The 24,336-nt window shown below is 68.8% G+C and carries 22 protein-coding genes and 1 pseudogene; 16 read left to right on the top strand and 7 right to left on the bottom strand.

From position 1 onward, the window contains the following. The first annotated feature begins 77 nt into the window (after positions 1-77). The 5 genes and pseudogenes from ACIG5A_RS27755 to ACIG5A_RS27735 all read left to right on the top strand — a co-directional run bounded on the left by ACIG5A_RS27755 (position 78) and on the right by ACIG5A_RS27735 (position 5,534). Entirely contained in the window at positions 78-914 is an 837-nt protein-coding gene (locus ACIG5A_RS27755; protein ID WP_397245121.1) for an SDR family NAD(P)-dependent oxidoreductase, read from the top strand. Between the two features lie 111 nt (positions 915-1,025). Next, a complete protein-coding gene (locus tag ACIG5A_RS27750) occupies positions 1,026-2,438 on the top strand; it encodes an L-fucose/L-arabinose isomerase family protein (RefSeq protein ID WP_397245119.1) in 1,413 nt (470 codons plus the stop codon). After that, the gene (locus tag ACIG5A_RS27745; RefSeq protein ID WP_397245117.1) at positions 2,438-3,913 is read left to right on the top strand and encodes an FGGY-family carbohydrate kinase; all 1,476 of its coding nucleotides are present in this window, start codon (positions 2,438-2,440) and stop codon (positions 3,911-3,913) included. The genes ACIG5A_RS27750 and ACIG5A_RS27745 overlap by 1 nt, the downstream gene beginning before the upstream one ends. Positions 3,914-4,042: 129 nt before the next feature. Further along, positions 4,043-4,396 (top strand): annotated as a pseudogene (locus ACIG5A_RS27740) (thioredoxin family protein); the annotation flags it as partial. A 133-nt stretch (positions 4,397-4,529) separates the two neighbouring features. Further along, positions 4,530-5,534: a glycoside hydrolase family 172 protein gene (locus tag ACIG5A_RS27735; protein WP_397245115.1), complete on the top strand. Its 1,005-nt coding sequence runs from the start codon at positions 4,530-4,532 to the stop codon at positions 5,532-5,534. On the opposite strand, the gene ACIG5A_RS27730 is transcribed toward ACIG5A_RS27735, so the two are convergent. After that, positions 5,535-6,026: a hypothetical protein gene (locus tag ACIG5A_RS27730; protein ID WP_397245113.1), complete on the bottom strand. Its 492-nt coding sequence runs from the start codon at positions 6,024-6,026 to the stop codon at positions 5,535-5,537. Between the two features lie 70 nt (positions 6,027-6,096). On the opposite strand from ACIG5A_RS27730, the gene ACIG5A_RS27725 reads away from it, so the two are divergent. The 6 genes from ACIG5A_RS27725 to ACIG5A_RS27700 all read left to right on the top strand — a co-directional run bounded on the left by ACIG5A_RS27725 (position 6,097) and on the right by ACIG5A_RS27700 (position 11,867). Next, positions 6,097-7,095 carry a zinc-dependent alcohol dehydrogenase family protein gene (locus tag ACIG5A_RS27725; protein WP_397245111.1) on the top strand — a complete coding sequence of 333 codons (999 nt, stop codon included), beginning with the start codon at positions 6,097-6,099 and terminating at the stop codon, positions 7,093-7,095. Further along, entirely contained in the window at positions 7,092-8,477 is a 1,386-nt protein-coding gene (xylB, locus tag ACIG5A_RS27720) for a xylulokinase (protein ID WP_397245109.1), read from the top strand. The genes ACIG5A_RS27725 and xylB overlap by 4 nt, the downstream gene beginning before the upstream one ends. Positions 8,478-8,609: 132 nt before the next feature. Continuing rightward, on the top strand, positions 8,610-10,340 hold the full coding sequence (locus ACIG5A_RS27715; RefSeq protein ID WP_397245106.1) for an amidohydrolase family protein: 1,731 nt from the start codon (positions 8,610-8,612) through the stop codon (positions 10,338-10,340). A 196-nt stretch (positions 10,341-10,536) separates the two neighbouring features. Beyond that, positions 10,537-10,917 (top strand): hypothetical protein, encoded by a 381-nt coding sequence (locus ACIG5A_RS27710; protein WP_397245104.1) that lies wholly within the window; start codon positions 10,537-10,539, stop codon positions 10,915-10,917. Between the two features lie 184 nt (positions 10,918-11,101). Continuing rightward, complete coding sequence (locus ACIG5A_RS27705; protein WP_397245102.1) at positions 11,102-11,419, top strand: hypothetical protein; 318 nt, start codon at positions 11,102-11,104, stop codon at positions 11,417-11,419. Between the two features lie 88 nt (positions 11,420-11,507). Then, positions 11,508-11,867 (top strand): hypothetical protein, encoded by a 360-nt coding sequence (locus tag ACIG5A_RS27700; protein ID WP_397245100.1) that lies wholly within the window; start codon positions 11,508-11,510, stop codon positions 11,865-11,867. 80 nt (positions 11,868-11,947) lie between these two features. Here the strand turns inward: ACIG5A_RS27700 and ACIG5A_RS27695 are convergent, their stop codons facing one another. Together ACIG5A_RS27695 and ACIG5A_RS27690 are read right to left on the bottom strand one after the other, a co-directional pair. Next, a complete protein-coding gene (locus ACIG5A_RS27695) occupies positions 11,948-13,468 on the bottom strand; it encodes an NAD-dependent epimerase/dehydratase family protein (protein WP_397245098.1) in 1,521 nt (506 codons plus the stop codon). A gap of 192 nt (positions 13,469-13,660) precedes the next feature. Further along, complete coding sequence (locus tag ACIG5A_RS27690) at positions 13,661-14,599, bottom strand: DMT family transporter (protein ID WP_397245096.1); 939 nt, start codon at positions 14,597-14,599, stop codon at positions 13,661-13,663. Positions 14,600-14,780: 181 nt separating this feature from the next. Here ACIG5A_RS27690 and ACIG5A_RS27685 point away from each other — a divergent pair, with 181 nt between their 5' ends. Next, entirely contained in the window at positions 14,781-15,668 is an 888-nt protein-coding gene (locus ACIG5A_RS27685) for a LysR family transcriptional regulator (protein ID WP_397245094.1), read from the top strand. A 124-nt stretch (positions 15,669-15,792) separates the two neighbouring features. Continuing rightward, positions 15,793-16,380 carry a DinB family protein gene (locus ACIG5A_RS27680; protein WP_397245092.1) on the top strand — a complete coding sequence of 196 codons (588 nt, stop codon included), beginning with the start codon at positions 15,793-15,795 and terminating at the stop codon, positions 16,378-16,380. 3 nt (positions 16,381-16,383) lie between these two features. Here ACIG5A_RS27680 and ACIG5A_RS27675 read toward each other — a convergent pair whose 3' ends face one another. Both ACIG5A_RS27675 and ACIG5A_RS27670 read right to left on the bottom strand, forming a co-directional pair. Next, complete coding sequence (locus ACIG5A_RS27675; protein ID WP_397245090.1) at positions 16,384-18,696, bottom strand: ATP-binding protein; 2,313 nt, start codon at positions 18,694-18,696, stop codon at positions 16,384-16,386. Between the two features lie 69 nt (positions 18,697-18,765). Beyond that, positions 18,766-20,436 carry a 2-isopropylmalate synthase gene (locus ACIG5A_RS27670; protein WP_397245924.1) on the bottom strand — a complete coding sequence of 557 codons (1,671 nt, stop codon included), beginning with the start codon at positions 20,434-20,436 and terminating at the stop codon, positions 18,766-18,768. Between the two features lie 247 nt (positions 20,437-20,683). On the opposite strand from ACIG5A_RS27670, the gene ACIG5A_RS27665 reads away from it, so the two are divergent. The 3 genes from ACIG5A_RS27665 to ACIG5A_RS27655 are packed head-to-tail and all read left to right on the top strand — an operon-like array spanning position 20,684 to position 22,961. Continuing rightward, positions 20,684-21,355: a FadR/GntR family transcriptional regulator gene (locus ACIG5A_RS27665; protein WP_397245088.1), complete on the top strand. Its 672-nt coding sequence runs from the start codon at positions 20,684-20,686 to the stop codon at positions 21,353-21,355. Positions 21,356-21,372: 17 nt separating this feature from the next. Continuing rightward, on the top strand, positions 21,373-22,170 hold the full coding sequence (locus ACIG5A_RS27660; protein ID WP_397245086.1) for an ABC transporter ATP-binding protein: 798 nt from the start codon (positions 21,373-21,375) through the stop codon (positions 22,168-22,170). 47 nt (positions 22,171-22,217) lie between these two features. After that, a complete protein-coding gene (locus tag ACIG5A_RS27655) occupies positions 22,218-22,961 on the top strand; it encodes a vWA domain-containing protein (RefSeq protein ID WP_397245084.1) in 744 nt (247 codons plus the stop codon). On the opposite strand, the gene ACIG5A_RS27650 is transcribed toward ACIG5A_RS27655, so the two are convergent. Next, the gene (locus tag ACIG5A_RS27650) at positions 22,958-23,728 is read right to left on the bottom strand and encodes an RNA ligase family protein (RefSeq protein WP_397245082.1); all 771 of its coding nucleotides are present in this window, start codon (positions 23,726-23,728) and stop codon (positions 22,958-22,960) included. The genes ACIG5A_RS27655 and ACIG5A_RS27650 overlap by 4 nt on opposite strands. A 114-nt stretch (positions 23,729-23,842) precedes the next feature. Continuing rightward, positions 23,843-24,334: a hypothetical protein gene (locus tag ACIG5A_RS27645; RefSeq protein WP_397245080.1), complete on the bottom strand. Its 492-nt coding sequence runs from the start codon at positions 24,332-24,334 to the stop codon at positions 23,843-23,845. Positions 24,335-24,336: the final 2 nt, after the last annotated feature.

Here is a 24,336-nt window from a genome sequence, read left to right as displayed (position 1 = left end):
TAGCCGGGAACGGCTTCCTAACCTCGAATGCACCGGCCGGTGACCAGTACGAAACACCTTCGAGGAGAAGCGATTCGATGCGAACACTCGTGATCACCGGCGGCACCGACGGCATGGGCAAGGGGCTCGGCCTGCACTATCTCGAACGCGGCGACCGCGTCATCGCCGTCGCGAGCACCGCGCGCAAGGGCGAGGCATTTCTGGCCGACGCGGCCGGGCTCGGCGCCGCCGACCGCGCCGTCTTCCTGCGCGCCGACCTCAGCACACTCACCGGAATGCACCGGGCACTGGCCGATATCGCGGCCGAGACCGAGGTGGTGGACGGCGTGGTGTTCGGCACGCAACGCTTCCGCCCCCGGCGCGAGGAGACCGAGGACGGCCTCGAATACACCTTCGCCCTGTCCTATCTCAGCCGGTACGTATTCGGCCACGGCCTCTTCGACGCACTCGAACGCGCCGACGCGCCGGTCATCATGAATATCGGTGGCCCCGGTGGAATGCCGGGCACCATCTCCTGGGACGACCTGCAATTGCGCGAGGGCTACAGCGGGCATCGGGCGGCGTTCCAGGCCTCGCGCTGCATTGATCTGCTCGGCGTCGCCTTTCCGCAACGCCATCCGCGAGCACGCACCCGATACGTGCTCTACAACCCGCTCATGGTGCGCACCGCGATGGCGGAACCGCTGCCCACCGCTCAGCGCGTTCTCACCAATGCGGTGGCGGCGGTCATCGGACAGCCGGTGCGCAAGGCCATCGTCCCGATCAGCGCCCTGATCGATCACCCGCCCGCCGAACCGCTCGCCGCGTTCCGGCGCAAGACTCGGCTTCGGCTGGCGGGCAAGGACTTCGATGTCGATGCCGCGCGCAAGCTGCACGACCGGACCGCCGAGCTGGTCGCGATGGGCACGCCGTGACGCGCGCGGGCCGGTGACGATTTCCGGAGAATCGCGCCTGTGGGCCGCGCGCGGCTGGTATCTGTTGAGCGAGTCGAGAATCCGACCACCCACCTGCGGGGAGGGACCGGCATGGCCCGTATCGGCGTTATCAGCGTTTCCGACGGTCGCGACTATGTGCACGGGGGGATCGCGGACTTCATCAGTGCCACCGAGGATCGGCTCGTCGCCGCGCTGGCCACGGCCGGGCACGAGGTGGTACGCGGCGCGGAACCGCTCAGCGACAACGCACTTGCCAGTTCGGTGGCCCGTCAGGTCGCCGCCGCGGGTGTCGACCTGACCGTACTGCACTACGCGGTGTGGGCGTTTCCGCACTTCACCATGCTCGCGGCGGGTGCGACGCCCGGCCCGCTGCTGCTGTTGTCGAATATCGATCCGGTGCAGCCCGGCATGGTCGGCATGCTGGCGGCGGGTGGTGCGCTCGATCAGATCGGGCGGGCGCACACCAGGCTGTGGGGTGATCCCGCCGATCCGGAGCTGATCGCGGCGATCGGCGTGCGCGCCACCGCCGCGGCGGCCGTATCCGGTTTGCGCGGTAGCACTTTCGGCCGGTTCGGCGGCCGCCCGATGGGCATGAACACGGCGGTCGCCAATACCGATCAGTGGCAGCGGCTCTTCGGCATCGATGTCGAGGAGATCGATCAGTGGGAGATCGTGCGCCGCGCCGAACTCGCCGACGCCACCGAGGTGAAGGCCGCCCGCCAGTGGCTCGAACATCACGCCGCCGGTGTGCACTACGACGGCGTCAAACTCACCCCGGAACTGCTGGAGCGCCAGATCAGCTCGTATCTCGCGGTGCGCGAGCTGATTTCGGACTGGCGGCTGGACTTCTCCGGTATCAAGGGCCAGCCCGAACTCACCCAGTACTTCGCCACCATGGATATCACCGAGGCCATCCTCAACGATCCGTACGACTGGAACGGCCCCAAACCGACGCATGTCTGCGCCACCGAAGCCGATATGGACGGCGCGCTCACCATGCAGCTGCTCAAGCAGATCGCCCACACCCCGGTGCTTTTCGCGGACGTGCGCCACTATCACGCCGACCGCGATATCTGGGATCTGTGCAATTCCGGTCAGCACGCCACGTGGTTCGCCGCGCGCAGCGACGAACCGGCGGAGAATCTGGCCAAGGTGCACCTGTATCCCGAGGTGTTCTTCTTCCCCGCAGGCGGCGCCTCCGTGCACCACCTCGCCGCGCCGGGACAGATGACGCTGGCGCGGCTCACCCGCAAGGACGGCGACTACCGAATGCAGCTGATGCTCGGCGAATTCGAGAACTACGACGACGCGACGAACGAATCGCTGATGAAGCAGTCGACCTGGGAGTGGCCGCACGCCTTCGCCCGATTGGACGCGCGCGCGGAGGATTTCCTGTCCCGCTTCGGCGCCAACCACATCCACGCGGTACCCGGCGACCACCGCGCCACCGTGCGGGCGGCGTGCGAGTTGCTCGGCGTCACCCTCGACGAGTTCGCACGCTGATGTTCCTCGGCATCGATATCGGCACCGCGAGCTCCAAGGGCGTGCTGGTGCGCGCCGACGGCAGCGTCGTCGCCAAAGCCGAACGCGCGCACGAGGTCTCGACGCCACAGCCCGGCTGGGTCGAGCACGACGCGGAGACCGTCTGGTGGGCCGACTTCCTCGCCGTCACCCGCGAGTTGCTGGACAAGGCGCCGGACGAGGGCGAGCAGGTCGACGCGCTGGCCGTCAGCGGGATAGGCCCGTGCCTGCTGCCCGCCGACGCGAGCGGGCAGCCGCTGCGCCCGGCGATCCTGTACGGCGTCGACACCAGGGCGACCGTGGAAATCGCCGAGCTCAACGCCGAATTGGGCCCGCACAACATCCTGGCCAGGTCGGGCTCCCCACTCACCAGCCAGGCCGTCGGCCCGAAGCTGCGCTGGCTGGTCAGGCACGAACCACAGGTGGTCGCGAAGACCCGCATGTTCCTGATGGCGAGTTCCTTTCTGGTGCACCGGCTCACCGGCAGATACGTGCTCGACCATCAGTCGGCGAGCCAATGCGTTCCGCTCTACGACCTGCGCATGCGGACCTGGGCCGCCGACTGGGCGTATCACGTCGCGCCCGGACTTGCGCTACCCGAATTGGCCTGGCCCACTGAGATAGTCGGCCGGGTCACCACGGAAGCGGCGGCCGCGACGGGACTTCCGGCCGGGCTGCCGGTGACCACCGGCACCATCGACGCGTGGGCCGAGGCGGCCAGTGTCGGTGTCCGCGCGCCGGGCGACGCGATGGTCATGTACGGCACCACCATGTTCCTGGTGCAGGTGCTCACCGATCTGCGGCCGCATCCCGGACTCTGGGGCACGTGTGGCACCTGGCCGGGCAGCTACACGGTGGCCGCGGGCATGGCGACCTCGGGCGCGGTGACCGAGTGGCTGCGCAAACTCGTCGGCGGCGATTTCAGCGAGCTGCTCACCGAGGCCGCCGAGGTGCCGCCGGGCAGCCGCGGCCTGCTCCTGCTGCCCTACTTCGCCGGTGAACGCACACCGCTGTTCGATCCGCACGCACGCGGCATCGTCGCCGGGCTCACCCTCGCCCACGGGCGCGCCGAACTGTATCGCGCCGTGCTCGAAGGGATCGCCTACGGTGTGCGGCACAATCTGGAGACGATGGCCCAGGCGGGCGGGCCCGCCCCGCGCCTGGTCGCGGTCGGCGGCGGCACCAAGGGCGGACTGTGGACGCGGATCGTGTCCGATGTGACCGGCCTGCCGCAGCACCTCCCCGCCGACACCATCGGCGCCTGCCTCGGGAACGCGCTGCTCGCGGCCGAATCCGGGGGCCTCGACACGTCGGGATGGAACCCGATCATCGCCACGGTCGACCCCGATCGGGAGCGCTTCGCGGCGTACGGGCAGTATTACTCGCACTATCGGAACCTGTACGAATCGACAAGGGACACAGCGCATTTTTTGGCCGGGCAACAGCGTGGCCGATAAATAGCGCCAACGCGACACGGCGCGATTGCGCCATTGGCGCACCTGCCCCATGGCGCTGTGCGAGGATCCTTGGTTGCTTGTTGGAAATGGCGGTCCGCCGAGGCAACCGGATCGCATCGGGAGGACATGATGGCGACACTCGCCTTGACGCAGCACAACTTCAACTCCGTGATCAGCAGCAATCCCATCGTGCTCGTCGACTGGTGGGCGGGCTGGTGCGGCCCGTGCCGCCACTTCGCGCCCGTGTTCGAAGCATCCTCGGAGGCGCATCCGGAGATCGTGCACGCCAAGGTGGACACCGAGGCCGAACCCGCGCTGACCGGGATGGCCGGTGTCGATCAGTACCCGACGCTGATGGCGTTCCGCGAGGGCCTGCTGGTGTTCTCCCAGCCCGGCTTCCTGCCCGCCGACCAGCTCGAAGATATCCTCCAGCAGGTCATCTGGCTCGATATGGACGAGGTCAGGCGGCAGATGGCGGCGCAGCAGCACCAGGCCGAACAGCCCGCGCCGCCGCCGAGTTCGACACCGAGCCCGAGCTCGGTAGGCGCGCCGCGTCAGGCGAGCGTCGCCGGTCCCGCGGATTACGGCTGGCCCGGACTGTGATCGCGGGACGGCGATGACCGAGCTGTGGCGCCTCGACGGCGCACGCACCCGGTCGGTCAGCGCGGAGAACCCCACCGGCGCACCCGGTGGGGGTGCCCGCGCGGTGCGGGGAACCGGCGCGGATGCCGCCCGTGACCTCGGCGTCGGCTGGAAGGTCTCGCCGTCCATCGATCTCGCCCCCGGCGAAAACGCCACGCTCGCCGATGTTTCCGGGCCCGGCGTCTTCCGCCACCTCTGGCTCACCACCGACCGCTCCGTACTCGGCCTGCTCACTTTGCGTATGCAGTGGGACGACGCCGCCGAGCCCGCCGTCGAGGTCCCGCTCGGTGATTTCTTCTGCAACGCCTGGGGCGAGCTGGCCCTCGTCGACTCGGAGATGATCGTCGTCGCGCCCGCGGGCGGGCTGAACAGCTACTGGCCCATGCCCTTTCGCCGCCGCGCGCGAATCACCTTGCAGAACAACGGCGATCGCACGGTGCCGGTGTACTACCAGGCCACCTACACCGAGCAGGACGTCCCCTACTCCGCCGGATATCTCTACGCGCGCCGCCGGTGCAGCGACCCGCTCGGAAACCCTGCGGTGCATACGATCCTGGACACCGTGGCCGGACCGGGCCGGTATGTCGGCACCTATCTGGCCATCCGGCCCGGCGCACCCGGCTGGTGGGGTGAGGGCGAGCTGAAGTTCTACCTCGACGGCGATACCGAGCATCCGACCATCTGCGGTACCGGCACCGAGGACTACTTCGGTGGCGCATGGAATTTCGATATGGACGGCACGTATCGCCCCTATTCGACCGCGTATCTCGGCCTGCACCAGGTGCTGCCCGCGGGCGACATCTACCGGCCCGAGCAGCGATTCGGCATGTACCGCTGGCATGTGCGCGATCCGATCTGCTTCGACAGGGAACTGCGGGTCACCGTGCAGGCGCTCGGCTGGCGCGAAGACGAAGACAAGGCGTATCTGCCGTTGGCGGACGCCGAGATCAGCACGACCGCGTGGTACTACCGCAACTGATCACTCCGGATCGTCGATGTTCATCAGGTCGTCGTTCATCAGGTCGTCGTTCATCAGCTCGTCGACCCGGGCGAAGGCGTCGTCCAGGCTCGATCGCATATCGTCCATGACCGAGAGCCCGTCCAGTAGATCGGTCAATTCGTCGCGGACCGAAGCCAATTCGGCGATCGCCGGATCGATCGGATACCACGCGACCGCGTCGTGCCACCACGGGTCGCCGTCCAGCCACGCCCACAGCACGTCGCGCACCAGCACCGCATCGGAGGTGTAGAGCTGGAAACGCTCGCCCGGCTCGCCCGTCCGGTATTCGAGTTCGTAGACGCCGTCGGGCAGCAGGCGCGCCTGGATGTGTTCGTGCGCGCCGCGATCGAGCGCGAGGCGCGGGTGCTCGCCGTGTAGCGCCGCGCCGAGCGCAGGCTTCGTCACCTGCGACAACTCCTCGTCGCCGAGGTGAATGCGCAGGTCGTCAGGCTCGCCGCGGTCGTCGGTCACCGGGCAAGTGTGCCCGATGGCCCCGCCGAAATGCGACGGGCCGGGTGTATTCGGGTGCAAGGTAGATCTCATGCGCGCCGTACTGATCGAGACGCCAGGCCGATACTCCGTGCAGACCGTGCCGGATCCGGTGCCACGAGCGGGCGAGGTCGTCGTCCGGGTCGATGCCGTCGGCATCTGCGGTACCGACGTGCACATCGTCGACGGTGAATTCCCGCCGACACCGTATCCGATCGTGCCCGGCCACGAATTCGCCGGGGAGATCGTCGAAGTCGGGGCGGCGGCGTCCGGTGTCCGGCGCGGAGACCGGGTCGCGGTCGACCCGTCACTGTTCTGCGGCGCCTGCCACTACTGCGCGATCGGGCGCGGCAACCTGTGCGAGCGGTGGGGCGCGATCGGCGATACCGTCGATGGCGCGATGGCCGAATTCGTCGCGGTGCCCGCCGCGAACTGCTATCGGCTCCCCGATCACGTCAGCACCACGCACGGCGCGCTGGTCGAGCCGCTGTCGTGCGCGGTGCACGCCTTCGACGTGCTGCCCCGCGCCCTCGGCGCGCACTACCTGCTGTACGGCGCGGGCACCATGGGACTGCTCATGCTGCAACTGGCGAATTCGGCGGGCGCGGCGTCGGTTTCGGTGGTCGACCTCAACACCGCACGACTCGAGGTGGCGCGTGCGCTCGGCGCCGACGCGACCGCCGCCTCCGCCGACGCCTTCGATCGCCCGCAGGGCTGGGAGATCGTCATCGACTGCACCGGCGCGCTCGCCGCCATCGAGGACGGGCTCACCAGGGTGCGCCGCGGCGGGGTGTATCAGCAGTTCGGCGTCGCGCCCGGCACGGCGACGGCCTCGATCTCACCGTTCCGGATCTACAACGACGAGATCACCATCCTCGGCTCGATGGCGGTGCTGCACAGCTTCGGCCGCGCCGTCGAACTGCTGGCCAAGGGCGCGGTCGACGCCGAAACGATGATCACGCACGGGTTCGCGCTCGACGAATTCGACAGCGCGCTGAAGACATTCCGGTCCGGTAGCGGCCGCAAGATTCAGATCCGGCCCGGATCGTGAGCACGGTCGCGGGCGTCGACAGCTCCACCCAGTCCTGCAAGATCGTCGTCTGCGACGCCGAAAACGGTGCGGTACTGGCCCAGCGGCAGGCGCCGCATCCGGACGGCACCGAGGTCGATCCCGAAGCCTGGTGGGCCGCACTGTGTTCGGCGGGCGACGGATTGCTCGACCGTGTCGATGCCATCGCGGTGGCCGGGCAGCAGCACGGGCTCGTCGCACTCGACGACGGCGGCCGCCCGGTACGTGACGCGCTGCTGTGGAACGACACTCGCTCCGCCTTCGCGGCCACCCAGCTCGTCGGCGAACTCGGCGGACCGCAGGCCTGGGCGACGGCGGTCGGCAGCGTGCCGCTCGCCGCGTTCACGGTGGCGAAGCTGCGCTGGCTGGCCGACAACGAGCCCGAGGCGGCGGATCGCACACGGCGCGTAGTGCTTCCGCACGACTATCTGACCTGGCGGCTGCGCGGGCAGGCCTCGGCCGAGCCGACCACCGACCGCGGCGACGCCTCGGGCACCGGCTACTGGTCGCCCGCCACCGGCGACTATCGCGAAGACCTACTCGCCCTTGCCTTCCGCGGCCGCACACCGGCGCTACCCCGGGTCGCCGGACCCGCCGAAGTGGTCGGCCACACCGCATCCGGTGCGCTGATCGCCGCGGGCACCGGCGACAATGCCGGCGCCGCACTCGGTCTCGGCATCGGTGACGGCGATGTCGTCGTCTCGCTCGGCACCAGCGGCACCGTCTACGCCCGCACCGCCACCCCGAGCGCCGATCCCACCGCCGCGGTCGCCGGATTCGCCGACGCCACCGGCGCCTACCTCCCCCTGGTCTGCACCCTCAACGCCGCCCGGGTACTGAACTCCGCCGCCGACCTACTCGGCGTCGACCTCACGCGACTCGAAACCCTTGCGCGCCAGTCCGTCCCGGGCGCCGGTGGCGTCGTCCTCCTCCCCTACCTCACCGGCGAACGCACCCCCAACCTCCCGCACGCCACCGGCAGCCTGCACGGCCTCCGCCCGGAAACCATGCGGCCGAGCACCATCGCCCGCGCCGCCTACGAAGGCATGCTCTGCAATATGGCCGACGCCCTCGACCACCTCCAGCCCACCGCGGCCCCCATCGGCCGCATCCTCCTCATCGGCGGCGCCGCCCGCTCCCCCCTGGTCGCCGAAATCGCCGCCCAAATCTTCGGCACCACCATCACGGTCCCCACACCGAACGAATACGTCGCCCTCGGAGCCGCCCGCCAAGCCGCCTGGGCCCTGAGCGGCAAACCCGAACCCCCACCCTGGCCCGCCCGCACCACCGCCGAAATCCCCGCACCCACCGACCCCGGTCCCGGCCACCACATCCGCGTGCAATACGCGCGCGCCGCCGGATAGCGGCGGATTCGTCGCCGGCGTGACATGGCCGAGAGCCGCCGATGCGGACACCCGGTGAGGAATCTCCCGGTTCGTGCGACGATGTATGAGATACCCGGAGTACCGGATACACGCTGAAGGTTAGGGGCTGCGATGACGCGCTGCGATGTGGTGATCCGGGGCGGGTCGGTCTTCGACGGGACGGGGGCGCCCGCGCGGGTCGCTGATGTGGGGGTCAGCGGCGGGAAGGTTGTCGCGGTCAGTGCCGGGGAGCCGCTGGATGGTGAGCGGGTCATCGATGCGGTGGGTAAGTGGGTGATGCCCGGGATGCTCGATGTGCATACCCATTACGACGCCGAGGTGCTCGGCAGTCCCGGGCTCGGGGAATCGGTGCGGCACGGTGTCACCACCGTGGTGATCGGGAATTGCTCACTGTCCACGGTGTATTCGGAGGCCGACGACTGCGCGGACATGTTCGCACGGGTGGAGGCGCTGCCGTGGGACGCGGTGCACGCGGCGGTCAAGGAGCACAAGAACTGGGACGATCCGAAGTCCTATGCGGCGGCGCTCGCCGGGCGGCCGCTGGGGGCCAATGTGGCTGCCCTGCTCGGGCATTCGGATATCCGGGTGGCGGTGATGGGGCTGGGTCGCGCGGTGGACACGCACGCGAAGCCGACCGATGCCGAGCTCGCACGCATGCGACGGATGCTCACCGATGCGCTCGACGCCGGATTCCTCGGGCTCTCCACCATCCGCAGCTCGTTCTCCAAGCTGGAGGGCGCGCGCTTCCCGGCCAGGCAGCTACCGTCCACCTATGCCACCTGGCGTGAATACGGCGCGCTCAATCGCATTCTGCGACAGCGGAATCGGATCCATCAGAGCACCCCGAATCTGACGTCGCGGCTGGAGATCGCCCGCTACTTCGCGCAGAGCGCGGGCCGATTCCGCAAACCGCTCAAGACGACGCTCATCGCGGGCATGGATGTGAAGGCCGACCGCACCGTCGCCCGCGCCGCCACCACCGCCGCCCGGCTCGCGAATACCGTTGGCGCGGCCCAATTCCGGTGGCAGCACCTGCCTGTCCCGTTCGAGGTGTACGCCGACGGCATCGATCTGGTCATCTTCGAGGAGTTCGGCGCCGGTGTCGCGGCGCTGAACATCAGGGATGTCATGAAGCGCGGCGAACTACTCGCCGACGAGTCCTACCGCAGGCAGTTCCGCAAGGACCTGGCCAAGAAATACGGCCCACGCGTGTGGCACCGCGACCTCTACGACGCCGAGATCATGGCCTGCCCCGAACCGGACGTGGTCGGCCGGTCGTTCGGCGAGGTCGCCGACGCGCGCGGCATCCACCCCGCCGACGCCCTGCTCGACCTGGTCGTCGCGCACGGCACCCAATTGCGCTGGCGCACAGTGATCGCCAACGACCAAGCCGATGTCCTCGACCGGCTACAGACCTCCCCCGTCGTCCAGCTCGGCTTCGCCGATTCCGGCGCACACCTGCGCAATATGGCCTTCTACAACTTCGGCCTTCGCCTGCTCGAGCGCGTCCACGAACGCAAGTTCATGCCGCTGGAAACGGCCGTCCACCGCCTCACCGGCGAACTCGCCGACTGGTACGGCCTCGACGCGGGCCGCCTCACCGAAGGCGCCCGCGCCGATATCACCGTCATCGACCCGTCCGGATTCACCGGCGCGAGCGCCGAATACGCCGAAGCCCCCTTCCCCGGCATCGACGGCCTGCACCGCATGGTCAACCGCAACGACCGCGCCGTCGCCGCCACGCTCGTCAACGGCGAACTCCTCTACGAATACGGCGAATTCGCCCCGGGTTTCGGCACCACCCTGCACGCGGGCACCTTTCTCCAGGCCACGGGGAGCTGAACGGCCGGGCAGTCCAGCACCGGGCGTAGACCGGCGATGTCCGGGAACCCCACCGCGACATCACCTTTCGCGGATCGCAACACGATCCCGGCCGGCACCGTTTCGGGTCTGCCGCAAACCGTGTCCCCGTTGGCTGTCCGCACTTCCAGGACGGGGGTGAGTGCGCGGGGTGGCGGGTGCCGAGGACGCTCGTACTATGTTCGTGGTGTCCAGTTCGACGACCGTCCTGTCCCACGATTTCGACGGAATCTCCTACCACATCCGAACCACGTCGTTCGACGTCCAGTTCATCATCGGCAGCGGCGAGAACCCCGAACGCGTGGAGAACGTCGACGTCGAGGTGCGTCTGCCCGATGGTTCACGGTGGAGCGCGACGATGCTCACCATCGCGGAAGTGGACAGGCTGATGGCGCGCTGGTCCGAGACCGGCGAATACGGTGGGGGCTCATACTTCTGGTGTAGCGACGGTCTCATCGTCCGGGAGCCCGGCGTCAGCGCCATGACCGCGGTGCTCGTCGGCCTCCACGACGACGAAAACGCTCTCACAGACGTTCTCCATCGTCTCGGCGAGGAGTGACGGTGAGCGCAGCCATGATTCGGCCGCGTGGGCGAGGACGGGCCGGTGCTCGCGGTAGCGGGCGATCGAGTACGGGTCGTTGCCTGCCGTCACATCCCGGACGCGCCAGCGGTCAAAGGGGAGAACCGGTCTCGTCGGTCGCCGACCGAATGGGATCGGACATCCTCGGGCGATAGGGAGCGACATGGGTCTTCGTGCAGCGGTCATGGGTATCGGAATCGGAATGCTGGCCCTCACCGGAACGGTTCCCGCTTATGCGGACGCACCGGGGCAGGTTCAGGCCGAACCGGAAGGCATGGACTCGTGCGGCAGCACGGATGCGGGCCGAGAAGGCAGGTGTGTCTGCAAGGCGCTCGGCAACTACTCCTATTTCAACTGGTACACGCGCTACGGTGACTGTGTCGACCAGGGGCAGCAGTACCAGCGCGAGCACACCATCCGCGAATTCGTGTGCCGTGGCGGTGTCGTGCAATACCCGAAGTGGGCGCTGTGCGGAAAGTAGCAATCTACGGAACCGCCGCCGATGTTCGTGCGGATGCCACACTGGCACAGTGGCTTTCATCGTCAACGGATATCGCCTCGCGCGGCTGGTGAAGGATCCCGCCGCGGTCGACCGGGCGTTGGCCGATCTCGCCGAGCTGCTGGCGAACAGCCGAAGACGCATGACGGAAATCGGCAGGCACGAGGTGGCCGACCGTCTGGGTGACCTGTCCGCACGGCTGCAGACGATGGGGGCGGCGATCGACGACTCCTTCGACCTGGATTTTCGTGCGGTCACGGAGTCGGCTGCGGAGGCGTGCGTCGAGGCGGCCGGGCCGGATGGTATGCGTTCACCGGATGATCCGAACGGCGCGATCTATCGGGGCCTGGTTTGGGGTGTCGTGGACCTGGTCATTGTTCGCATCGGAGGTTTCGGCACAATCGAGCATCCCGACGGAAGCTCCGCCTGAGACCCGTTCCGTGTCGGCGCGGTATCACGAGCGTGCAAGCGCGTCGGCAACGGTCGAGTGGAACGTACCTGAGTGCACATTCACGAACGATGCCTGGCAGCACGGTGACGGTGCCTGCGGATCGGTTCCGCGCGCCTGCGCCGCACCCGCTCCGCGACATCGGCAGGGACGGTGAAGATTTCGTCCAGGGTCAGGTAGCAGGCGTCCTCGCTGTCGATGAGCCGCCCGGCGCGCACCAGCCTGACCGCCCGCTCGCGCACGGCCAGGTGCAGGCAGTGGGTGATGCGGGCGACGGCGTCTCGGGCGCGTTCCCTGGGCACCTCCCCCGCGCCCTTGCCACACGCGTGGGCAGCGGTCGCCGCCCCGGTCAGCATGACCTCGATGGACGCGGCTTGCCATGCCTGATGCAGCCGGTCGCGCCACAGCAGCGCCCGCACATGCAGTTGCGCATCGGTGAGCGCACGAATCTCGCTGGCGTTCAGCGTCTCCGCGCGCGAGGCCGCGTCGACGAGTTCGGCGGTGTCGCGGAAGCGCCGCGCCATGGCGACCCTTCGCACGATAGCGGTGAAAGTGGTAGCAGCACCGGCCAATCCCGCAGGCATCGGCGGCTTGCCGGGCGGTTGCAACGCGATCGTGCCCATCGCCTCGTCGGCCAGCCGGATGGCCCCAGCGTGCAGGTCGAAGGTCAGTGGCGTCAGCGGGCCGGACAGCGCATCGGACGTACTGGTCGCCGTATCCACCGGATCGGCAGGGTCGACCCAGTCGACGCTTTCCAGCTTGTGATGATCGGAAGTGCCCCCGCCAGAAGGGATCACGTGTGCGGGCAGTGGGATGGCGCCGCGCCGGGTGCGGAATCCGCCGCCGTCGGGCTTGCGGCCGATCATGCCGCGCACCAGGTCGGCGATCACCTCGGGCGCGGTCCAGCCGCAGCGGAAGCCCCAATCATTCTGTGCCGCCGTCGGATCGAGCAGCGGCCTGCGGGTCGACCAGCCCGGCACCCACGCCGAGTAGCGCACGCCGCTCGCGCGCAGCATGCCGCGCACCTGCTCGGGCGTGACGATGCCGGATGCGGCGAGTTCGACGGTGCCGGTGCGCTGCGAGGTCGCCGCGAGCACCAGGAACCGCTCCAGATCATCGGTGTGCAGCAACTGATATCCCTCGGAGGAGGTCCGCGATCCGAGTATCGGTTCCAGCGCGCGCCGGGTCTGCTGATCGATCCGCCGCCCCGCCACCGCGGCGGTGCGCACCAGCAGGCTGTCGGCGCCCACGCGGTGCAACATCTCCCCTGCCTCGGTATCGGTCATGCCCGCCGAACGCACACCCGCGACCACCGGAATCACCACGCGCACACCGGCATCGCGCGCGGCGACCGCGATCGTCCCGACGCCGGCACCTGCCAGATGCAGCACGCTGGCACATCCGGCGGCCGCTCGCGCGCACACCGCCGCGTCCGCCGGATCACCCTCGATGAACCGCACCCGTGGATCGACGAATCGGTGCCACCGCCGGTCCAGCCCGGCCACCTCGTGCCCGGCGGCCACCAGCATGCGCGCCACCGCGCAACCACTCGGTTCGGTGACTCCGGTGACCAGGACCCGCATCTACTCTCCCCACTCAGGCGCCGACACTGGTGATAGTGACGCCGTTCACACACCATTGCCAGCCGGGCGGCGCACGGTCGCCCCGAGTCCCACTGAGTGGGAAGCCGCCGTCTGCCACCTGGATGCCGGTTCCCGGTGCCGTGCGCGAGCGGAAGCACTGAGCGCCATCGTCTGCTACGGCTGCACCGCCGGCTAGGCCAGCTGCACCAGTGCGCATCCGGCGATCAGTGCCGCCAGGCCGCCGAGCCGCACCGCGGTGATCGGCTTGGCGGGCAACCGGAACCACCCGCGGTGATCGATCGCCGCGGAGGCAAGCTGCTGGCCGGTGACCGTCAGCGCGATGGTGGTGGCCGCGCCGATATGCGGAATCACGGTGAACGTCACCGTCACATAGGTGGCCGCGGCGACACCGCCGAGCCAGCCCCACCACGGCACGCTTTTCAGCGGCGCGAGCTGTGGACGCGGCGTACGCCCGCTCGTCATCAGCACGACGAGCACGATCGCGATGGTCGCGGTCGCGACGATGAACGACCATGTTCCGGTCGCGAACGGATCGCGAAGGTCCTTGCGCAGCGCGGCGTTCACCGCGCCCTGCACCGGCAGCACCGCACCGGCGAAGAGCCCCAGCACGATCCACCCGGCACGATCGGCCGCCGACGTCTGCCCCTGGTTCCCGGACAGCTGGCTGCGGATCACCACGACGATCCCGGCGAGCACCGCCGCCGCGCCGAGCACCATGCCCGCGCCGAGCGGCCGCGCCTCGACGCCGAGCAGTCCGCCGACGTCGAGCACGATCGAGGCGAACATCTGCCCGGTGACGAACAATCCGACCGAGGCGAGCGCGCCGAGCCGCGGGAACAGCAGGATCGCGCTGGTGATGTAGATCGGTGAGGCGATGCCGCCGAACAACTTCCACGGTTCGTGCGCGGCGACCTCGCCGAGGCCGCCCAAAGCGCCCAAGCCGCCGGCGATTCCGGCGACGAGCGCGAGCAGCGCGGCGGAGATCCCCAGCTGCACGGTGGACGCACCGTAGGGCGTGCCGACCGCCTTGTTCAGTTGCAGGTTGACCGAGGCCTGCACGGCGAGCAGCCCGCCGATCAGCAGGGCCGAGGCCAGGTATACGAGAGTCACTGTCGTCTCCCAGATGAAGCGATGGAAATGCGCCGGACCCTTGATGTTCCGGGCCTTTCCACCTTCTCGGCCGGGCCACAACAAGATCAACGACGAATCCCGCAAGGCACCATGACCTTTCCCGCATGGTTGAATGCTTCGATGACCCAGCGGTCATCGAAGCGTGACCTCGGGGGTATCAATGGAGCTGCGGGATATCGAGATCTTCCTGACGCTGGCGCAGGAACTGCACTTCGGCAGAACCGCGCAACGGCTGCACGTCACCCAGTCCAGGGTCAGCCACGCGATCAAGAAGCAGGAACGCCACATCGGCGCACCGCTTTTCCTGCGCACCAGCCGGACCGTCGTGCTCACGCCCATCGGGCAGCAGCTGCGCGAGGATCTGCAACGCGGCTATCAGCTGATCGAGGCCGCCGTCGCCCGCGCCAACGCCACCGCGCAGGGCATGGGCCACACCCTCGTCCTCGGTTTGATGGGGGCGCTCGGACACGTCATCCGCGCGGAGCTGGACGCGTTCACCGCCGCGTACTCGGAGGTGTCGCTCGATGTGCGCGAGATCCACTTCTCCGACCCGTTCGGGCCGCTGCGCGCGGGCGAGGTCGACGTGCAGCTGATGTGGCTGCCGGTGCACGAACCCGATCTGACCGTCGGCCCCACCGTGTTCAGCGAGCCGGTATGGCTGGCCGTCGGCGCGGACCATCCGCTGGCGAGCGCGGAGCAGGCGACGCTCGAAGATCTGGGCGACAACACCGTATTCGGCCTCGGCCCCGAGGTGCCTGCCTACTGGCAGGAGGCCATGGTCCCGTTCCACACACCGTCGGGACGGCCGATCCGGCGTGGTCCGCAGGTACGGACCTTCCAGGAGATCCTCACGATGATCGCCGCGGGCCGCGCGATCACCACGGTGCAGGAACACTGCCTGCACTACTACGCCCGGCCCGATGTCACCTATGTCCCGCTGGCCGACGCACCCGCCTGCACATGGGGTTTCGTCTGGCGCACCGGCACCGAATCCGATCTCATCCGCGCCTTCGCTGCCGTCATGGAGCAACGGCAGGCACCGTGCTGATTCACGTTCGAGCGCGCCGTCATCGATTTCCGCACCGGGGGTTTGTGATCCGCTCGGTGGGCTATCCGGGCACTCTCCGCAGTACTGGACGGTTTCCATCGCACCGGACCGAACAATGTCCGCCGTGACCCACCCTTCGCCGGAAAACACCGCGCACTCCCCCGCACTCGCGCGCTACCCTCCCCTCGTGATGTGGACCGCACCCGACGTCGAGCGCACCGATCCGCCGTATATCGCGGATGAGCGAACCATGCTGCAGGCGTGGCTCGACCTGCACCGCCAGACGCTGCTGTGGAAATGCTCCGGCCTCGACGCCGAACAGCTCAAGCAGCGCTGTGTCGCACCGTCGACCCTGTCGCTGCTAGGCTTGGTCCGGCATATGACCGAGGTCGAACGCGGCTGGTTCCGGCTCACCGCGGCCGGTGCGTCGCTGCCCTACCTGTACAGCAGCGAAGACAATCGGGACGGCGACTTCGACGATATCGCCGACGCCGATCCGGCCGCCGCGCTCGCCGCCTTCCAGGACGAGATCAAACTCGCCGACGCCGCGGTCGCGGATATGTCGCTGGAGGACACCTTCGAACACCACCGGCGTTCAGACCGGGTGTACAACCTGCGCTGGATCTATGTCCACATGATCGAGGAGTACGCGCGGCACAACGGTCACGCCGACTTCCTGCGGGAACGCATCGACGGCGCCACCGGCGACTGACCGCTAGGCCAGGTTGGCGCTCACCCAGCCCGCGATCTGTGTGCGCGAGCTGAATCCGAGTTTGGTGAGAATGTGGTCGACGTGGCTTTCGGCGGTGCGGATGGAGATCACCAGTTCGCCCGCGATGCGCTTGTTGCTGTATCCGGCGGCGATCAGCCGGGCGACATCCTTCTCGCGCCGGGTGAGGATGCCCGCCGCGGCAGATCGCGGTGACGGTGGCGCCGCGGCGGGTTCGGCGCCGAGCGCGTAGTCGATCGCCTCGTCGAGCCCGAGCGCGGCGCCGCCGTCGAATGCGGCGCGAAAGTCCTTGTCTCCCAGCTTCTCCTGCACCTGCAGGCGCACCTTGTCGCCGACCACCTCGGTCATCGCGTGCGCCAGGCGCTGCGTACTGCCGCGCCGCGCCGTGACCGCCGCGCCCATCAACCGGGCCGCACGGACCGGATCGCCGGAAGCGAATGCCACCCAGGCCAATCCGTCGAATCCGGACGCGGTCCACACGCAGCGGTCGAACAGCCGGAACAGCTCAACCGCCCGGCGCAGCGCACCGATTGCCTTGTCCTGCTCGCCTTTTCGCCAGTGATTCGTGCCGACCGCCCAGTGCGCGAGGCCGCCGAGCAGATGCGACCCGTGCCGTTCGGCGGCGCGCAGGAATCGGGCGGCGAGCGCGCCGGCGCGCGGATCCTCCAGCACCAGCGCGCAGACATAACCGAATGCGAGGCTTTCCATCGCGGCGCCGCGGTGCGCGCAGTCGTCGGCATGCGCGGCGGCGGTCTCCGCGAGATCGAGCGCCCGCGCCGGATCGCCCGACGCGAAAGCCAGGAGCGCGGAGAGTAATTCGGCCTCGACCAGGTTTTCCGCCGCGCCGAGTTCGGTGGCGATCTCGACGCAGTCGTCGACGTAGCGTGCGGCCGATTCGGTATCGGAGAGCATCGCGGCGATGACCGAGGCGGCCGCGAGCGCGCGGGCCCGGTCGGCGGTGTGCGCGCGATCCTTGTCCAGCGCCTCGAGCAGCCAGCGATAGCCCTCGAGCAGGAACCGGTAATGCTCCCAGAACGGACGCAGTTCGGCCGCGATCTCCAGCGCCCGATGCGCGCCGTCCGGGTCGGCCAGCGAGAACCGCAGCGCCGCACGCAGATTCGCGTGCTCGCGGGTGACATCGCGGAACCAGCCGACATCCTCGCCACCCCAGTACGCGGTGCGGCCACGCCGCGCGACGGCGTAATAGTGGTCGCGGTGCCGCAGCCGCACGGCGCGTTCGCCATCGTGCGCGGCAAGCCGGGCCAGGGCGAACTGGCGCAGCGGCTCGAGCATGGTGTAGCGGCCGGTGCCGTCGCTGTCGTGCCGATGACTGTTCTGCCGATAGCTCAGCACGGATTTGTCCACCAGGCCGCTGAGCGCATCGATCAGCGCGCCGGGCGGCTCGATCACGCACACCGCCTCGGCGGCATCGAGGTCGAAACCACCGGCGAATACCGAAAGTTGTTCCCACAGCCGCTGTTCGCCGGTGGTGCACAGGTCATAGCTCCACCGGATCGCGGCCTCGAGTGTCTGCTGCCTGCGCGGTGCGGTGCGCAGGCCGGTGGTGAGCAACCGCAGCGCGTCGTCGAGGCGTTCGAGCACCTGGTCGGGGGTGAACACGCGCAGCCGCAGCGCCGCCAGCTCGAGCGCGAGCGGAATCCCTTCCAGGCGAACGCAGATCGCGGCGAGCGCATCCCGATTCGCGTCGCCGACCCGGAATTCGGGATCGGCCGCCGCGGCGCGGTCGACGAGCAGCCGCAGCGCCGCACTGTCACCCGAGGCCACCGCACCGGAGTCCGCGTCGACCTCGGGCACCGGCAGCGGTGCGATCGGCAGCGCCTGCTCGCCCGCCACCCCGAGCGGTTCCCGGCTGGTCGCCAGAATCCGCACGTGCGCGGTGGTGGCGATGAGCCGGTTCACCAGCGCCGCGCACGCGTCGATCAGATGCTCGCAGTTGTCGACGATGAGCAGCATGTTCTTGTCGGCGAGGAAATCGGTCAGCGCGGCGAGCGGTGCGCTGGTGTCGTCGCGCAGCCCGAGCGCCTGCGCGACGCTCAGCGCCACCAGCTCACCGTCGTCGACAAGCGCCACCTCGACCAGCCACACCCCGTCCGGAAACGCGCGGCGCACCGCCTCGCCGACCCGGCGCGCCAACCGTGTCTTGCCGACACCGCCCGGCCCGGTCAGCGTCAGCAGCCGGGTACTGGCCAGCAGCTTCTTGGCTGCGGCTACCTCGCTCCCGCGCCCGATGAAGCTCGTCACTTCGGCGGGGAGGTTTCCAGAAACGTGCCGCACCACGCCGATTACCTTCGCATGCCCCGCCCCGCCGCCGGGCGTTTTGCCGAAGATGTCGCAATCCCGACGGGGCTACCCTCTCGTGTTGGCCGCGTGGATGACGGCCGCGAGCGAGGCCGCGAGCACGGATTCGCTGCGGCCGCACGACCATCCGGTGTGCTCGCCGCTGCGGTATTCGAGGTAGGTGATCGCGGTGCTCGCGTTGCCCGAGGTGATCGACTGCTGGGTGAGGGCGAGCACCTCGATCGGGTAGCCCGCCTTGGCCAGCGCCTCGGTCAGCGCCTCGACCGGGCCGACCGTGCGGTGTTCGGTGGTGCCGGTCGCCCCGTCGATGGTGAGTGTGATGGTGGTGTCGCCGTCGCCGCTGGTGTGCCAATCCTTCAGCACGATCGCGGCGGGCTCGGCGGTGGCCAGGTAGGTGGCGTCGAACAGGGCGTGCAGCTCGGCCGCGGTGATCTCCAGGCCGGTGTCGTCGGTATGGGTCTGCACGTGGCGGGCGAAATCGATCTGCAAACGCCGGGGCAGGTCCAGGCCGTATTCGGTCTGCAGCAAGTAGGCGATGCCGCCCTTGCCCGATTGCGAGTTCACCCGGATCACGGCGTCGTAGCTGCGGCCGATATCGGCCGGATCGATGGGCAGATACGGCACCTGCCACGGCACCACCCGCTCCGGCTCACCCTCGGCGGCGGCACGGGCGCGATGTTCGGCCATCCCCTTCTTGATCGCGTCCTGGTGTGTGCCGGAGAACGCGGTGTGTACGAGATCGCCTACGTAGGGGTGTCTTTCGTGGATCGGCATGCGGGTGCAGTATTCGACGGTGCGGCGGATCTCGTCGATATCGGAGAAGTCGATCATCGGATCGATGCCCTGCGCATGCAGATTCAGCGCCAGCGTCGCGATATCGACATTGCCGGTGCGTTCGCCGTTGCCGAAGACGCAGCCCTCCACCCGCTCGGCGCCCGCGAGTACCGCCAGTTCGGCGCAGGCGATGCCGGTGCCGCGATCGTTGTGCGGGTGCACCGACAGGATGACACTGTCGCGCCGGGACAGATTGCGGTGCATGTATTCGATCTGGTCGGCGTAGACGTTCGGGGTGGCGACCTCGACGGTGGCGGGCAGGTTCAGCACGACCGGGCGGTCCGGGGTCGCGTCCCACAACCGCGTCATGCCGTCGCAGATGTCGAGCACGTAGTCGGGTTCGGTGAGGTTGAAAACCTCAGGGGAGAACTGGAATCGGACACCTGGCAGGTCACCGGCGAATTCCAGGACATCGCGCCCGCCTGCCGTGATCAGCTCGCGCAGTTCGTCACGATCCTTGCCGAGCACCATGGTCCGCCAGGCAGGGGCGGTCGCGGTGTACATGTGGATGACGACCTCGTTGCGGATGCCGCGGATCGATGCGACGGTGCGCTCGATGAGATCCCGTCGTGCCGGAGTGAATACGACGATGGTCACGTCCGGCGGCGCCAGGTCGGTATCGGCGAGCAGCCGGACGAAGTCGTAGTCGGTCTGCGAGGCGGACGGGTAGCCGACCTCGATCTCCTTGTAGCCCATGGCGATCAGCAGTTCGAAGAAGCGGCGCTTGCGTGCCGGGTCCATGGGTTCGGCCAGTGCCTGGTTGCCGTCGCGCAGATCGACCGGTACCCACAGCGGCGCCTTGCCGATCCTGGCATTCGGCCAAACCCGTTCGACGAGTGGCACATTCACGCGGGCGTAGACGTCGCGGTAGCGGTGCGACGGCATCTGCGAGTGCCGCTGCCGGTTCCAGCGCGGTGCGCCGTGCGCGATGGCGCCTGCCGGGGTGTCGATGGTGGGGAAAACGCTCATGGTTCGGGTCCTAGCCGTCACGAAATCAGTGGTGACCGGCCACGACGAAGCCCCACGGCGGGCGGCCGGTCGTTCAGGCCCCGCCGTGGCGGCTAAGGAGGAGCATCCACTGCGTCATGATGGGTAGACTATACACAACTCCTCAGACAAGTAGAGAGGTTTGATGGTGGAGCAAGTACGCCGCCACCCACTGGCCGCGCAGACGGCGGAGCTGTTGCTCGCCCGCATCAAGGATGGGGAATGGCCACTGGGACACCGGCTTCCGGGTGAGACGACGCTCGCCGCGCAGCTCGGCGTCGGCCGTTCGACGCTGCGCGAGGCGGTGCGCGAACTGGCGGGCAAGGGCGTGCTCGGCAGCCGCCAGGGCGCTGGCGTCTTCGTGACGGCGCTCGACGTCACCGAGGACTGGGACGTGGTGCTGCGCCGCGCCACCATCGCCTCGGTGATCGAGGCGCGCATCGCGATCGAGGCCGAGGCCGCCGCGCTCGCCGCCCAGCGCCGCACCCCCGCCGACCTGCGCACGCTGCGCCGCGCACTGGCCGCGCGCGAGGCACGCGGCGAACCGGTGGCCGAGCACGTCGACGCCGATATGGCCTTCCATCGCGCCGTCCTCGTTGCCGCGCACAACGAGGTGCTCACCCAGCTGTTCGACACCTTCCTGCCCCGACTACGACTAGCCATGATCGACATGCTGAAGATCCGCCCGGTGCCGTCGGAAGCCGCCGACCACGAGGCGCACATCCGGCTGGTCGACGCCATCGCGCACCGCAAGCCCGCCGCCGCCGCCGAACTCAGCCGCGCGCACCTATCCACGCTGAAGCAGGCGTTCACGTGAACAGCACAGGAGAATTCATGACACCGGTACTGGAGTTGGCCGACGTGACGTTCCGTCGCGAGGGCAAGCAGATCATCGACGGCATCTCGCTCACGGTGCACGCCGGTGAGCACTGGGCGCTGCTCGGGCCGAACGGCGCGGGCAAGAGCACCCTGCTCGGATTCTGCGGCGCCGTAACCTTTCCCACGTCCGGCACGGTGCGCGTGCTCGGCGCGCAGCTGGGCCGGGTGGAGCTGGCGCCGCTGCGCCGCTCCATCGGGCACGTGAATCCCCGTCACCCGCTGCGGTATCCGCTGACCGTGCGCGAGGTCGTGCTCACCGGCATCACCGCGACCATCGACACCCCGATGCGCTGGACACCGGCCGCGGACGACATCCGCCGCGCCGACGCCATGATCGACACCGTCGGCCTGAAGGGTAAGGCGGACGAGATCTGGCCGACGCTGTCCCAGGGCGAACGCGGCCGCACCCTGATCGCGCGCGCGTTGATCGCCGAACCGCGGCTGCTGCTGTTCGACGAACCGTCCACCGGCCTGGATCTCGCGGCGCGCGAACAACTCCTGGAAACCATCGACGCGCTCGACCGCACCCATCCCGAGGTCGCCTCGGTTCTGGTCACCCACCACCTGGAGGAGCTACCGAGTACGACAACCCACGCACTGCTCATCGCCGACGGCCGCACCGTCGCCGCCGGCGCCGCCCGCGACACCCTCACCACCGCGAATGTCACTGTCGCGTTCGACTATCCGGTCGACGTGCACCACGCACAGGGCCGCTGGACCGCACGCGCACGCGCGTCCCGCCTGGACTACTAACCCACCCTTGGTTGCCGCGAGTGCGCTCGCCACCTAAATTGGCCTGCGTGGCAATCGATTACACGAAGCGGCCCACCTCTGTCCCCATCGACATGGAAAAGATCCGCGCCACCGCGCCGGGTCTGGTCGACATGGTCAAGACCGCGCGCGTCAGCCTGGAGAAGCGGGCGCTCGCCGGGCAGCGGGCCGCCGTGTACCTCGTGCTAGATCGCTCCGGCAGCATGCGCACGCACTATCGCAGCGGCGCGGTCCAGCGCCTCGCCGAACAGGTGCTGAGCCTCGCGGTCAATCTCGACGACGACGGCACCGTGCCGGTGGTCTTCTTCAGCACCGAGATCGACGGCATGCACGAGTTCGCGCTGGCCAACTACCAGGGCCGGATCAACGCGCTGCACGAGCGGATGGGCAGGCTCGGCCGCACCAACTACCACCTCGCCATGGAGCGCGTGATCGACCACTACTTGGCAAGCGGCGCAACCGATCCCGCGCTGGTCGTCTTCCAGACCGACGGCGGGCCGACCTCGAAACCGGCCGCGGAACGCCTGCTGTGCGCCGCGTCGACGCTGCCGATCTTCTGGCAGTTCATCGGATTCGGCGACGACGGCTTCGACTTCCTGCACAAGCTCGACGACCTGCCGGTGCCGGACCGGCGCGCCGTCGACAACGCCGGGTTCTTCGCCGCGGGCCCGCATCCGCGCAGCATCACCGACCAGGTGCTCTACGAGAATCTGCTCGCCGAATTCCCCTCGTGGCTCGTCGCCGCGCGCACCGCGGGCATCGTGGCGAACTAGCGGCCGCGCAGCGTGCGATCGTAATCCTGGAAGCGGGCCTTGGCGATCCGCGAGCGGGTACCGGTGCGCAGCACGATCCCCTCCGGTTTGCCGCCCGCGCCCGCGTCGAGTGCGCTGCGGGTCCGCGGCAGGTGCGCGCGCAGGAAGGCGCGCATCTCATCGATCCCCGTCGGCAGCGCGGCCGCCTCGAGCGTGAAAAGCCGTGGCGTGACGTCGATTCCGGCGTCCGCCGCGGCTTTGAGCAGATCGGGCTCGGCCAGGAAGCGCTGCCCGCCGGACTCGCGCCATTCGGCGATGACGGCACGCGGGCGCGCGAGCAGGTCGGCGTAGTCGGGTACGCGAATGTGGTCGAACAGCCGGAATCCGACCGCGCGCGTGCCGGTGTACTCCTTGGCCCCTGCGGTGATCTTGGCGCCGTACACCTCGAGGTAGCGGACCTCGATCACGTCCTCGCGCATCGGGCCGAGCGCATCGGCAGGCCCGCGCAGCGCCGCGACGATGCCCTGCGCCGGGTTGCCGATGAGATCGCCCTTGGCATACAGCAATTCCTCGCGGCTGCCGAGGATGTAGCCGCCGCCGGGCAGCGAGATGATCCTGGCGTTGGTGCCGTCCACCTTCTCCGTGCCGATCACCGGCCCGTCGAATTCGATCCGGTCGTCGACCAGCCGCCCGTTGCGCGGGTCGAGCGCATGGTAGGTCTGGATGGACGGGTACTTCGTCAACGTGTTCAACGCGGCCAGATCGACTTCGCGCACACGGAAATTCACGGTCTCTCCCCCTCGTCCTCGATGGTCGCCAGGCCACCATACCGACCGCTCAGCATCCCCGGCGACCCGTTATTTCCGAGGGTGGCAACGGTTTACGCCCAGTTCAGCGCCGTGTCACGGCCGCGCCACCGTGGCCGCCTCGGCCTCGGCCAGTTCCTTCAGCGTCAAGAGTTGTTTACGCATCATCAGCAGGTCGCCGAGGGCCAAGAGGCGGACCAGCGGTCGTGGCACGCCACCCCAGCGGACCCGGACGACCAGGCGCGTGCCTTCGCCTTCGGGAAACACCGCGTAGGTGACGGCGAGCTTTCCGTCGACCAGCGTGATGTGCGCCCCCGGTTCGAACGACACCAGATCGAACGCGAACATGAACCGTTGTCCCGGTGCGAGTTCGGTCAGCTTCGGATCGCGGTGCCGCGGGCTGCGGCGGCCGAGGTTGTCGAGCAGGTCGTAACTGTAGGGCGCCTTGCGCAATTGGCAGAGCCAGGCATAGACGAGGTCTCGCGGCGCGGCGATGCTGATCGCCCGATCCACCTGCACCGCACGGGGTCGCAGGCCGTCACAGGGCAGCGATCGCGCGCATTCGGCCTCGGTCGCGCCCCAGTTCATGC

The organism is Nocardia sp. NPDC052566, from assembly GCF_044547285.1.
GTDB lineage: Bacteria > Actinomycetota > Actinomycetes > Mycobacteriales > Mycobacteriaceae > Nocardia.
Note: the sequence above shows the minus strand (reverse complement) of the source record. Positions and strands in the feature narration are given on the sequence as shown.